Annotated in this window: 11 protein-coding genes; 8 read left to right on the top strand and 3 right to left on the bottom strand. The window is 40.2% G+C overall.

Features of this window, described 5'->3' with window-relative positions:
• The first annotated feature begins 1 nt into the window (after position 1).
• From X953_RS14600 to X953_RS14575, 6 genes are all read left to right on the top strand, one after another.
• Positions 2-706 (top strand): FadR/GntR family transcriptional regulator, encoded by a 705-nt coding sequence (locus X953_RS14600; RefSeq protein WP_040956243.1) that lies wholly within the window; start codon positions 2-4, stop codon positions 704-706.
• A gap of 33 nt (positions 707-739) precedes the next feature.
• Complete coding sequence (locus tag X953_RS14595; protein ID WP_040956242.1) at positions 740-1,456, top strand: (Fe-S)-binding protein; 717 nt, start codon at positions 740-742, stop codon at positions 1,454-1,456.
• 14 nt (positions 1,457-1,470) lie between these two features.
• Entirely contained in the window at positions 1,471-2,895 is a 1,425-nt protein-coding gene (locus X953_RS14590; protein ID WP_040956241.1) for a LutB/LldF family L-lactate oxidation iron-sulfur protein, read from the top strand.
• Positions 2,895-3,599, top strand: a complete 705-nt coding sequence (locus tag X953_RS14585; RefSeq protein ID WP_040956240.1) for a lactate utilization protein C — start codon at positions 2,895-2,897, stop codon at positions 3,597-3,599. The genes X953_RS14590 and X953_RS14585 overlap by 1 nt, the downstream gene beginning before the upstream one ends.
• Positions 3,600-3,680: 81 nt before the next feature.
• Positions 3,681-4,676 carry an LLM class flavin-dependent oxidoreductase gene (locus X953_RS14580; RefSeq protein ID WP_040956239.1) on the top strand — a complete coding sequence of 332 codons (996 nt, stop codon included), beginning with the start codon at positions 3,681-3,683 and terminating at the stop codon, positions 4,674-4,676.
• A gap of 92 nt (positions 4,677-4,768) precedes the next feature.
• Positions 4,769-5,755 (top strand): NAD(P)H-quinone oxidoreductase, encoded by a 987-nt coding sequence (locus tag X953_RS14575; protein ID WP_040956238.1) that lies wholly within the window; start codon positions 4,769-4,771, stop codon positions 5,753-5,755.
• 23 nt (positions 5,756-5,778) lie between these two features.
• Here the strand turns inward: X953_RS14575 and X953_RS14570 are convergent, their stop codons facing one another.
• Entirely contained in the window at positions 5,779-6,645 is an 867-nt protein-coding gene (locus X953_RS14570) for a YitT family protein (protein ID WP_040956237.1), read from the bottom strand.
• A gap of 489 nt (positions 6,646-7,134) precedes the next feature.
• On the opposite strand from X953_RS14570, the gene dacB reads away from it, so the two are divergent.
• Positions 7,135-8,685: a D-alanyl-D-alanine carboxypeptidase/D-alanyl-D-alanine-endopeptidase gene (dacB, locus tag X953_RS14565; protein ID WP_052350149.1), complete on the top strand. Its 1,551-nt coding sequence runs from the start codon at positions 7,135-7,137 to the stop codon at positions 8,683-8,685.
• Positions 8,686-8,858: 173 nt separating this feature from the next.
• On the opposite strand, the gene X953_RS14560 is transcribed toward dacB, so the two are convergent.
• Complete coding sequence (locus tag X953_RS14560) at positions 8,859-10,154, bottom strand: S8 family peptidase (RefSeq protein ID WP_040956236.1); 1,296 nt, start codon at positions 10,152-10,154, stop codon at positions 8,859-8,861.
• Positions 10,155-10,465: 311 nt separating this feature from the next.
• Between X953_RS14560 and menC the strand changes: the two genes are divergently transcribed.
• Positions 10,466-11,584 (top strand): o-succinylbenzoate synthase, encoded by a 1,119-nt coding sequence (menC, locus tag X953_RS14555; protein ID WP_198023280.1) that lies wholly within the window; start codon positions 10,466-10,468, stop codon positions 11,582-11,584.
• Between the two features lie 193 nt (positions 11,585-11,777).
• On the opposite strand, the gene X953_RS14550 is transcribed toward menC, so the two are convergent.
• Positions 11,778-12,833, bottom strand: a complete 1,056-nt coding sequence (locus X953_RS14550) for a dipeptidase (RefSeq protein WP_040956235.1) — start codon at positions 12,831-12,833, stop codon at positions 11,778-11,780.
• Positions 12,834-12,858: the final 25 nt, after the last annotated feature.

The following is a 12,858-nucleotide window of genomic DNA, read 5'->3' as shown; positions in this document are numbered from 1 at the left end:
CATGGAATATAAACCAATCAAGACAAAAAAGATTTACGAGGAAGTAGCTGATACAATCCTAAATTGGATAAAGACTGGTGACTTAAACCCTGGAGATAAATTGGCATCCGTTTCTCAACTGGCCAAAAACTTCGAGGTAAGCCAGTCTGTTATTCGAGAAGCGTTAAGCGGTCTTCGTGCGATGGGGTTGCTGACAATGAGACAGGGAGAAGGTACATATGTAACAGAATATGATGCATCTAAATTCTATCTTCCTGTTACAACAGCATTTCTTATGAAAAAAGAGGATGTTAAAGAGTTATTTGAAGTGAGACGAATCTTGGAAGCAGGAGCTGCAGCTTCTGCGGCTGATAATCATGAGGAAGAGGATTTAAGAAATTTGGAGCAAATATTAAAAGACATGGAGGCTGCAATTGGCGATGGGGAGCTTGGGGAACGGGCTGATTTCAATTTTCACCTGGCAATTGTCCATGCTAGCCATAATGAGATGTTAGTCAATTTGTTAAGCAGTGTCTCGGAAATTATGGTAGAAACAATTTTGGAAACTCGGAAGCTATTATTATATACAGAAGGTAGAGATGAACAGTTACTCTCAGAGCACCAATTAATTTATGATGCAATCAAGACAGGGGACGCTGGTCGGGCTAGAGAGTATATGTTGAAACATTTAGTAGGTGTAGAACAACTATTATTCAAGTATTTATAGAAAGTTATCGGTAAATAAGGGGGAGGTAATGCCATGAAAGTATCATTATTCATTACTTGTATGTGTGACATTATAGGTTCAGATGTTGGCAAGCATACAGTAGAACTTTTGGAAAAAGCCGGCTGTGAGGTAGATTTTCCAGAGGCCCAGACATGCTGCGGCCAGCCAGCATTTAACAGCGGTTATTTGCAGGATTCTAAAGAAGCGATGAAGCAGATGATGCGTGCTTTCAAAGACGCTAAATATGTAGTCGGCCCTTCTGGATCATGTGTGGGGATGCTAAGAGAATACCCAAAAGTCTTCCGTGGTGATCCGGAATGGGAGGAACAAGCGAATAAGCTTGCAGCAAAGTCGTATGAAATCACTCAGTTTCTGGTTGATGTGTTAGGTGTAGAAGATGTTGGTGCGGTTTTTAATGGTCGAGTGACGTATCATCCATCCTGCCACATGACGAGAGTACTAGGGGTAAAGGACGCACCGCAAAAGCTATTAAGAAATGTAAAAGGGATGGATCTGATTGAACTGCCGCTTGCAGAAGATTGCTGTGGGTTTGGTGGTACATTTGCTGTAAAGAATTCCGTGATATCAGGAGAAATGGTAAAAGAAAAATCGCAGCATGTTTCAGAGACAAGGGCGGAATATCTGATCGGTGGAGATATGGCTTGTCTATATAACATTGGTGGTCGGATGACAAGAGAAGGGAAAAATATTAAGGTTCTTCATATAACAGAGGTATTAAATCATCAATAAAGGAGTGGAGCTGAATGGGTTTACAAATCGGAGATGCTTCTTTTAAGGAACGTGTCCAAGAAGGTCTAAAGAACGACTTTATGCGCCAGGCTGTTTCGTCTGCCCAAGGACGGCTAAGAAATGGACGACTAAATGCCGCAGAGGAATTAGGTGATTGGGAGGACTGGCGCACACTTGGGGAAGAAATCCGCACACATACCATGGAAAATCTCGATTACTATTTACAACAATTGAGTGAGCAGGTAGCTAATCGTGGTGGGAAGGTCTTTTTTGCTGAAACAGCTGAAGAGGCCAATGAATATATCAAGAATGTGGTTAAAAAGAAAAATGGAAAAAAAGTAGCTAAATCTAAATCGATGGTTACAGAGGAAATTGGTCTGAACGAAGCCCTCGAAGATGCAGGTGCTGAAGTAGTGGAGACCGATCTGGGCGAATGGATCCTGCAATTGGATGAAGATCCACCCTCTCATATTGTTGCCCCCGCCCTTCACAAAAATAGAAAGCAAATACAAGAAACATTTGAGAATAAAAAGGGTTACCAAAAATCGGATAAGCCGGAAGAACTCGCATTGTTTGCCCGTGAACAACTGCGTAAGGAATTTTTATCTGCGGATATTGGGATTACTGGTTGTAATTTTGCTGTTGCAGAGTCGGGTGCGGTGACACTTGTGACCAATGAAGGGAATGCACGATTAGTTACTGCATTACCAGACACACAGATTACGGTGATGGGTATGGAGCGGATTGTTCCAACTTGGGAAGAACTGGAGGTACTAGTAAGCTTGCTAACCCGTGCCGCTGTTGGACAAAAGTTGACAAGCTATGTGACATCAGTGACCGGGGCACGTTTGAAAGAGGAAATAGACGGTCCTGATGACTATCATTTAGTGATCGTTGACAATGGTCGTTCAAAGATTCTTGGGACTGAATTTCAGTCTGCACTTCATTGCATTCGTTGTGCTGCATGTATAAATGTATGTCCGGTTTATCGCCATGTTGGCGGTCATGCATATGGCTCCATTTACCCCGGTCCGATTGGTGCAGTGCTCACACCTCTTTTGGATGGGTATGAGGATCATAAGGAATTACCATATGCTTCCACATTATGTGCAGCATGCACGGAAGCCTGTCCTGTAAAAATCCCTCTTCATGAGCAATTAATTCGTCACCGGGAAATAATTGTGGAAAAAGAAAATATGGCACCTGCCGGGGAAAAAGTAGCTATGAAAGGATATGCAAACTGGGCATCCAATCCGGCTGCATATAAAATGAGTGCAAAGATGGCTCGAATGGCACTCAAGCCATGGACAAAGCATGAAAAAATCTCCAATGGACCTGGTCCTTTAAAAGGTTGGACAGATGTCCGTGATTTTCCTGCACCAAGTAAACAAAGCTTCCGAGCCTGGTTTAAAGAGAGACAGAAGGGGGAGCGAGCGTAATGGCAATTCAAAACAGGGATCACTTTTTAAATAAGTTGGCGAACAATTTGGGAAGGCCACGGAGAACTGAAGGGGTTGAACGACCTGAATGGAGTGTTCAGCCCCAGTGGCAAGCATTGGAAGGGTGCAGCCAGGATGAATTGGTCGATGTATTGGAAAATCAATGTAAGGCAATCCACACAGATTTTAAACGGACAACTATTGCCGGATTACCTCAAGCATTGGAAGACACAATTACCGAATATGGGAACAGAATGATTACGGCAAGGGACAATCGCAACAAAGAGTTCGGGCTGGATTTTCTTTTTGATAGATTACGTACGGAAGGTAAGGAAGTACATGAATGGGATTCTAAAGCAGGAAAGGAAAATCAAATCATTGCAGAGCGGGCCGATGTAGGCATTAACTTTAGTGACATAACCCTTGCAGAATCTGGTACCGTAACTTTATTCAATAACAAAGATAACGGGAGATCGATCAGCCTGTTACCAGAAAATTTTATTGCGATTATCCCTAAAAGTACAATTGTACCTCGCATGACACAAGCAGCAAAACATATTCACAAAGCTCATGAACAAGGGCATGATGTTTCTTCCTGTGTAAGTTTCATTTCAGGACCGAGCAATAGTGCCGATATTGAAATGAACTTGATTGTTGGTGTGCATGGGCCTGTAAGAGCAACTTATATTGTTGTTGATGATTGAGATTAAAGTAAGCAGAACCATATTGATCATTTCCATTTTACCTTCTAATTATATAGACTAGTAACAGAAGGAGGGAGATTGATGAAGTTAAGTGTGTTGGATCAGGCACCCATCTCTCGTCATTCCAGCCCTGAGGAAGCATTACAGCAATCATTGGAGCTTGCCAGATGGACAGAAGAATTAGGTTACCATCGATATTGGGTGGCAGAGCATCATAATACGAATGGGCTTGCTAGTTCCTCTCCTGAAATTATGATTACTCGAATCGCTTCAGTCACTAAGAGGATACGTGTTGGTGCAGGTGGTGTGCTGCTCCCTCAATATAGCCCATATAAAATAGCGGAAAACTTCAAAACATTAGCAGCATTTTTCCCGGAACGCATTGATTTGGGTGTTGGCCGTTCGCCTGGGGGTTCCCAGCTAACAAGGTTAGCAATAACGGATAACATGAATAAAAGCTTACAGGATTTCCCGCGTCAATTGGCAGATTTGCAGGGATTTCTTCATAATACGTTACCAAAAGACCATGAGTTTCGGTTGGTAAAAGCAGGACCACGTGTAGAAAAGATCCCGCCAATGTGGGTACTCGGTCTTTCAGAACGTGGCGCGAGTAATGCGGCTGCATTGGGAACAGGGTTCGTCTTCGGCCACTTTATTTCGCCAAAAAATGGAAAAGAGGCCTTGGAAACATACCGGAAGTCTTTTACGCCATCAGTATCTATGAACACCCCTCAAACAATGGTATGTATATTTGTTGTGTGTGCAGATACGACGGAAGAAGCGGAAGAACTAGCATTGACACAGGATAAATGGTTATTAAGTGTGGGAAAAGGCGCAGATACAAAAGTGCCAACATTGGAGGAAGTAAAAAAGAAGGAATTCACTCAGGAAGAATTGGAAATCATGCAGGAAAATCGCAAGCGTTGTGTAATTGGGAATCTACAAGAAGTAAAAAATGAACTTCTTCGCTTAAGTGAATTTTATCAGACAGATGAATTTATGATCATTACAAATATTCATGACCATGCAAAAAAGCGGAGGTCATATCAACTGCTTGCAGAGGCTTTTGATTTATAGAGCAAAGAGGTCTAAGTATTATATAAGCTATTTTTCATTTAATAGAAAAGAAGTCCACTTGCTCAATTTTCTCTAAAGAAAGGAGTCGTCGTATGAAAGCAGTTAATGTAAAACAACCTGGCGGGACGGAACAGTTACAGGTGAAAGAATTCCCCAAGCCTGTTCCAAAACAGGGAGAAATTCTAATAAAGGTAAGCGCAGCAGCTGTAAATCGTACAGATATCGTGAATAGGGAAGGAAAGTCTGGTTATAACACAAATCCGATATTAGGCATTGAAGTTGCGGGGGAGGTAGTGGATTCCGATCCAGATGCAAACATTGAAAAAGGAACAAGGGTAATGGGACTTGTAAATGGGGGAGCATATGCAGAATATGCTGTGATGCCTGCTGATCGAGCGATGATTATACCAGATAATCTTTCGTTTGAAGAGGCAGCAGCTATTCCGGAAGTTTTTCTCACCGCATACCAGACCTTGTTTTGGCTCGGCGAATTGACTGATGAAGATACCGTGCTCATCCATGCTGGAGGCAGCGGTGTAGGAACTGCAGCTATTCAGCTTGCTAAGCAGTTGACTAAAGCAAAAATTATTACTACAGCCGGTTCAGCTGAAAAACTCGATTTTTGCCGATCGCTAGGTGCAGATGTTTGTATTAATTATAAAGGAGAATCTTTTCCAGAAGAAGTACTAAAAGCTACAAATGACCAAGGGGCAGATCTCATTCTGGACTTCATTGGTGGATCGTATTGGGAGAAAAATTTGCAAAGTATCCGAACGGATGGACGCTGGATTCTGATCGGGGTACTTGGTGGAACAGAAATCGAAAAAGTAAATTTGATGCATCTCATGTTAAAACGAGTGCAACTAAAAGGGACGCTTTTGACGCCTAGAAGCGATGCATATAAACAGCAATTAACGCAAGGTTTCTCTAGAAAAGTACTTCCATTAATTAAAGAGAATAAGGTAAAGCCAATTATTGATAAGGTTTTTAAATTAGAGGATGTGCAGGAAGCACACAGGCATATGGAGGAAAATAAAAATATTGGTAAGATCATACTTAAAGTAAATGAAGAAGGATAGGGGATTCCCTATCCTTCTCTTTCTTAGTGTATAGCTGATTTAAATCTGCCACCGTGGACTTCTTGGGCGTCCATAATTGTAATAAACGCTTTTTCATCAATATCATGTACAACTGTTTTTAATTTTGAAAGCTCCAGACGTGTTACAACTACAAAAATAACATCCTTATCTTTCTCTATATAGCCACCTTGACCGTGTAGCTTCGTAACCATCCGGCCAAGTCTGTCATTAATTGCAGAGGCAACCTCTTCATATTCATTAGAGACAATTACTGCAGCTTTTGTATCACCGGTGAAGCCTTGCCCAACCGCATCGATTGCTTTTGCAGCAATATAATACGTTAGAATGGAGTACATTGCCTGTTCCCATCCTAACACGAATCCGGCCCAACCAAAGATGAATACATTAAGAAACATAACAAATTCCCCAACAGAAAAAGGAAGCCTTTTCGTCAGAAGTATTCCAAGTATTTCAGTCCCATCGAGTGCACCTCCAGCCCGAATGACCGTACCGACACCAATCCCAAGAATCAACCCGCCGAAAACAGTAGCTAAAAGGGGCTCATTTGTCACTGGGGCAACATGCTCTAGAGGAGCTTCAAGAATGGATAGAGCAACAATACTGAGAATGGAAGCAATAAAGAAGCTTTTTCCTATGTGTTTGTATCCTGCCACAAGAAAGGGAGCGTTAATAATTAAGATAAGAATACCAAAATTCAGTCCCGATAAATGATTGATTAATAACGATATTCCAATAATCCCTCCATCGATAATCGAATTAGGTATGAGGAATAATTCAAGGGAGGCAGCTGTAATGGCTGCACCTGCAATCATTTGTATGTATTTAAATATAATTGAAATCCTGCTTTTTTGTTTGGTATGTTCCCTCATTCGATAGACCCCTTAAAAAGAATTTATGTATTTCTTACTCATTAATTTAATTTTAACATAAACAAAAGTACTGAGTTTTGATTCGCACAGTGGAAAATGAAATTTGTTAATTCAATTTAAACTAAGTTTCGTAAATAAATTTTTTGTAAGTCTTTTAATTTCCGTAAATTTTTTTGGAAGTTAGTAAAGTATTAAGCATTACCATTGTATCGTTTGTGATCTTGTTTTTCCATGCATCCATAGGAGCACCCCTTCTAATTATATGTGCTTGTCCTGTTAGACAGAATGGAAACAATAGTAAAAAAATTAAATCCTTTGCACAAAAGGTTATTGTTGTTTCTTTTTTTACATATGCTGAAAGTATTGAATTGGTTTGACTGGTCAAAACTACATTGGGTACTTAGAACCCTTTTTTTGTAATCCATAGGAGATGCTGTTATATAGTGGTATAATTCTGAATAATCTAATTTCAATAAGGAGGACAGGCTAATGTGTTTTAGCAAAAAGATGAGGAACATTCTTTTTACAGTACTTATTATTGCACTTGTATGTATTCCGTTTGTCATCAAAGAAAGCAACTCCAACGTAGTAGCATCTGATCAGATTACGAAAGTGGACAGTAAACAACCGAATGAAAAAGTCTCCATGACCGCTACAGAACTTCAAGAGAAGCTTGATGCTATTTTACACAAAAGTCAGTTGCAAGGAACATCCACGGGGGTAAGCATCCGTAAGGCAAGTGATGGTGAATTACTATACAACCATTCTGGCGAAATGCGTTTACATCCAGCCTCCAACCAGAAAATTCTCACAGCAATTGCAGCTTTATCAACGTTGGGAGAAGATTATCGATTCTCCACAGAAGTACTGACAGGTGGAAAATTAAGAGGAAAGGTGTTACATGGAAACCTCTATTTGAAGGGGAAAGGGGATCCCACCTTGCTAAAGGATGACTTAGATCATTTTGCCAAACAATTAAAGGAGCAGGGCATTCGTAAAATAAAAGGAAACTTAGTTGGGGACGACAATTGGTTTGATGACGTGCGACTAGCAACTGATATTAACTGGGATGATGAAAGTAATTATACCGCAGCGCAAATTTCCGCACTAACTCTTTCACCGAATACGGACTACGACTCAGGTACGGTAATCGTTCAAGTGCTCCCTGGTGAAAAAGCTGGTGACCAACCTAAAGTAGTGCTATCACCAGATACCGATTACGTTACAATTAACAATAAAGCTAAAACGACAGCAAAAGGGACTTCAAAAAATATTTCCGTTCAGCGGGACCATGGCACAAATACGATTACTATAAGTGGAAATCTTCCGCTAGATTCCTCCTCTAAATCTTGGATTGCAGTATGGAAGCCAACTGGCTATGTTGTTGATGTATTTCGTAAATCCTTGGAAAAGCAAGGAATTGCATTGATTGGTAACAGTAAACCAACTGTTGGAAAGACACCAAAAGATGCAGAAATACTTGCAAAAAAGGACTCCATGCCATTGAAAGAGCTCCTTGTCCCATTCTTGAAATTAAGTAACAATGGACATGGAGAAATTTTAGTGAAGGAAATGGGCCGGGTAATAAAGGAAGAAGGTAGTTGGGATAAAGGGATTGACGTTGTGGAGGATGTCCTTTCAAGCAATGGATTGGCGATGGATACGATTCGACTTCGTGATGGTGCGGGAATGTCTCACAAGAATTTGCTGCCAGCAAATCAGTTGTCAAAACTACTGTTTGAAATTCAAGATGAAAGCTGGTTCCCAGTGTTTGAACAGGCACTTCCTGTTGGCGGAGAGCCTGAGCGAATGGTTGGTGGAACATTGCGCTACCGCTTAACAGGGGAGGCAACGAAAGGGAACGTGCATGCTAAAACCGGTTCCTTAACCGGAGTAAATACATTATCGGGTTATGTAACAAACAAGGATGGGGAAAAGTTAATCTTCTCCATTATGATGAACAATTATATCCAAGGCTCCATGCCACAAATTCAAGATGCAATTGTGACAGCATTAGCAGAGCACAGCTTTGGAAAATAAAGGAAGAACATCTCCCCGTAGGAGATGTTCTTTTTTAATGGACGGGTAACAAATTTTGAAGCGGACATAATCAAATGCCAAATGAGAGAACCTGGCTCCAAGATGAGAGACTCCACCATTCAAATGAGAGAACGCTCCCCAAGATGAGAGGGCTCCTCAACCACCTCATTCAATCAATTCACTTTCTGCACCTGCTGTACGTAATCTTTTGCCATCTCTACGGCAGTCTTAGCATGTATATATCCCCATTTATCTGCAAGTGTTGGTTGTGATGTTGCTTGTAAAATACTTTTTATGTCATTTGGACTTAGCTGAGGATTTGCCTCAAGCATTAGAGCGATAACTCCTGCACAAATAGGTGTTGCCATCGAAGTGCCAGATAGTGATACATAATTTTCATCTATTACACGCTCAGGTATTTGTTTTTCTAGCGCCGATCCGGGAGATAATAGAGAAATAATATTTGAACCAGGTGCGTAAATATCTGGTTTGACTAATTCATCAATGGTTGGACCACGACTCGAAAATTTGGAAATAACAGCATCTGATCGAGTTACTGTGTTTTGATCATCCGCAGAACCAACTGTAATAATGAATGGATCAATGGCAGGCGTACTAATGGTGCTGCGTGATGGACCGTCGTTTCCGGCTGCAGCACATACAACTATACCGCTATGCCAGGCTTTTTGGGTTGCCTGGGTGAGTGGGTCGTCACGGTAAGATTCATATGCTTCAGCACCTAGAGATAGAGAAATAATTCGTATACCATACTTTTCTCGATGCTTCATACACCATTCTATCCCTCGTATAATAGTGGAAAGCTTCCCGCCGCCTTTTTCATTTAAGACTTTAACCCCAACAATTGAAGCAGCCGGTGCTGGGCCCGTATACTTTCCATTAGAATGGTGTCCATTTCCTGCAGCGTCTCCACAACAGTGGGTCCCATGGCCATTATCATCATAAGGTTCTTCCTGCTTATTAACAAAATCTTTGAAAGCTACAATTCTATTCTCCGGTTTTGTTAAATCAGGATGCGGAAATACTCCGGAATCAATGACAGCGATAGTAATATCTTTCCCAGTTAAACCAAGATCTTGTTGTACTTCTACTGCATTTATTTCTTTTGTAGCCACATCAAGAAACGCCGTTACATCTCGGTCATAAAAAATACGTTCCACTGCCTCATGATTTTTTAGTTCTCTGATCTTTTTGGGTGTTAAATCTCCATACAACGAGTGTAAAATTTCCATATCATCATTTAACGTATTACAAGAATCTCCCTCACATGTTTTTAACAAATCTTCCTTCATATCCTTTGTGCAATTCTGGTAAACTTTCACAATTACTGGTAGCGTGTCCTCACTTGTTTCATTTGGGTCTTCTTTTCTTTTTTTCATCAACTGTCCTACTAATCCTGGATCTAGTCTGGAATTGGCTTCTTCAAACCATACTTGTTTCCTCTCCGTCATCCTTACTTCCTCCTTATAGAATAGTTGTTTTTACTTTGCTTTATTCGACTGCATGCACTACTTGCTCTAAAGCTTATCTACTTTTCTGGTAAATTACAATAAGTCAAATATCCCAAAATTCAGTTAACTATTGCTTTTAGATTAGTTAGCAAAAAAATTTCCTTCATTAAAGGTGAAAAATACACAAATATATAGGTGGTTTTATAAGGCATAGCATAGTTTTGTTCAATACTTAGAGCCTTTATCATTAAAAAATATAGCGTTTCATTTATAATTGGTAAGAATACACTTGGTCACGGAGGTCTTTAAAAATGTCCATTCCAATTAAGCAAGTTAAACTTCATAAATTAAGCATGCGATTAAACAATCCATTTATGACGAGTTTTGGTACCTTACAGGACAAAGAATTTTTTATTATAGAAGCTGTAGATAAGGATGGGAAGCGTGGATTTGGGGAATCTGTTGCGTTTACTAGCCCATGGTATACAGAGGAAACTGTAAAGACAAATGAGCATGTAATGGAAGATTTTTTAATACCAATACTTCAGAAAAACGAGATCGCTCACCCTGATGAAGTTTCCAACTTGTTTTCTTCCATCCGTCGAAACAATATGGCAAAAGCAGCCATAGAAGGTGCGATTTGGGATTTATATGCAAAACGTGAGAATATGTCGCTTTCAGAAGCACTCGGAGGTACTAAAAAAACGATTGATGTCGGAATTAGTATTGGCATTCAACCGACAATTCAAGATTTGCTTCACGTAATAGAGAAATATGTAAAAGAAGGATATAAGCGAGTAAAAATTAAAATAAAGCCTGGCAGAGATATTGATGTTTTAAGAGAAGTACGTTTCCACTTTCCGGAACTCTCAATCATGGCTGATGCTAACTCTGCTTATACACTCAAAGATGTGGAACATCTCAAAAAAATGGACGAGTTAGATTTAATGATGCTGGAACAGCCATTGGCACACGATGATATAGTGGATCATGCAAAATTGCAGGCAGCCATCGAGACCCCAATTTGCCTGGATGAGAGCATTAACTCTCTTGATGACGTGAAGAAGGCCATCCAACTTGGTAGCTGTAAAATAATTAATATTAAGATAGGCAGAGTTGGGGGAATAACGGAAGCAAAACGTATTCACGATTATTGTGAAAAGTATAATATTCCTGTTTGGTGTGGCGGGATGCTGGAGGCAGGTGTCGGCAGAGCACATAACGTGGCATTAACTACGCTGCCCCAATTTATATTGCCTGGTGATACAGCGGGGTCATCACATTATTGGCAAGAAGATATTATTCGTCCAGAGGTGGAAGTGGAACAAGGGATGATTCATGTTCCAGACAAGCCTGGAATTGGTTATGAAATAGATGGAGAGGCATTGAAGAAGGCTACTGTTGGGGTAAAGACATTTGATTTTCATTAAACAAATAACTATTTCTTTGTACAACAAAAAAAGTATGCGAAAAATATGTTTCCTCGTCGAATATTGCCCGGGAAATATGCAAGATGGTGCCTAGTTCCATTGTAAAGCTCAAATTTTAAATGGAGAACAGCCGGATCATTTGAACGAATGATCCGGCTGTTCTCCTACAATGCACTCCCTATACTATTGTTTTCTATTTCCAAGTATCTCCTAATACACGCACCCAATTTTTATAGGCGATTTTTTCAATTTCTTCATTCGTAAATCCATATTCACGCAGAGCATATTGTAGATCAGGCAACCCTTGAACATCCTTCATGGAATCTGGTACGGTTGTGCCATCAAAGTCAGATCCGAGTGCCACATGATCAATACCGAAATTTTCTGCTATATACGCAATGTGTTTTACAATGATTTCAAGGGAGATATTTGTATCAAATCCTCCATCTTCACGAAGCATATTAATCGCATAATTAATGCCCGCCACACCGTTTGTCTCCTTAATTGCTCGTAATTGCTTATCTGTCAGGTTTCTTGAAATGGGACAAATGGCGTGAACATTGGAATGAGTTGCAACAATAGGTGAATCACTAAGTTCTACGACATCCCAAAAGCCTTTTTCATTTAGATGTGTTGTATCAACCATAATTCCCAAATCATTACATTCGCGGACGAGTGCTTTTCCGTGATCTGTGAGACCTTGCCCAATATCAGGTGTGGAGGGATAACGAAATGGCACCCCTTCTCCATAAATGTTCGGTCTACTCCATGTAATACCAAGGGAGCGAAGGCCAGCCTTATAGAGAAGATGAAGTGTGTCAAAATTTGTATCAATTGCTTCTGCTCCTTCTATATGAAAAATGGTAGCAAGGATATTGTGCTTTAGACAATAGGTTAGCTCATCCGTGTTTTTCACTACTTTTACTTTACCTGATGATTCCCTTTCTAGTTTAAACAATTTGGCTGCTAAACTACTTGTAAAGAATAAGGCAGTTTGCTGATCAATTTGTGGAGGAAGAGGTAAATCATAGCTGTTATTTGTTACAAATTTCTCCGGAGCGACTTCATAATTTGTATTAGGTGTAAAAACTGCAAAAAATCCCCCACCAAATTTTCCTTTTTGCGATCTAGGTAAATCAATATGTCCAGTTGTTCCTTCTTCAAAGAATTGTTGAAGCCCTTTTGATTCGTTCTCTTGTAATCGAAGCAGCGTGTCATTATGTCCATCAAATGTGGGGAATACCTTCATTGATTTAGCCTCCTTTCTAATGTGA

It is taken from the genome of Virgibacillus sp. SK37 (genome assembly GCF_000725285.1).
Lineage (GTDB): Bacteria > Bacillota > Bacilli > Bacillales > Amphibacillaceae > Virgibacillus_Q.
This window is presented reverse-complemented; position numbering and strand designations above follow the sequence as displayed.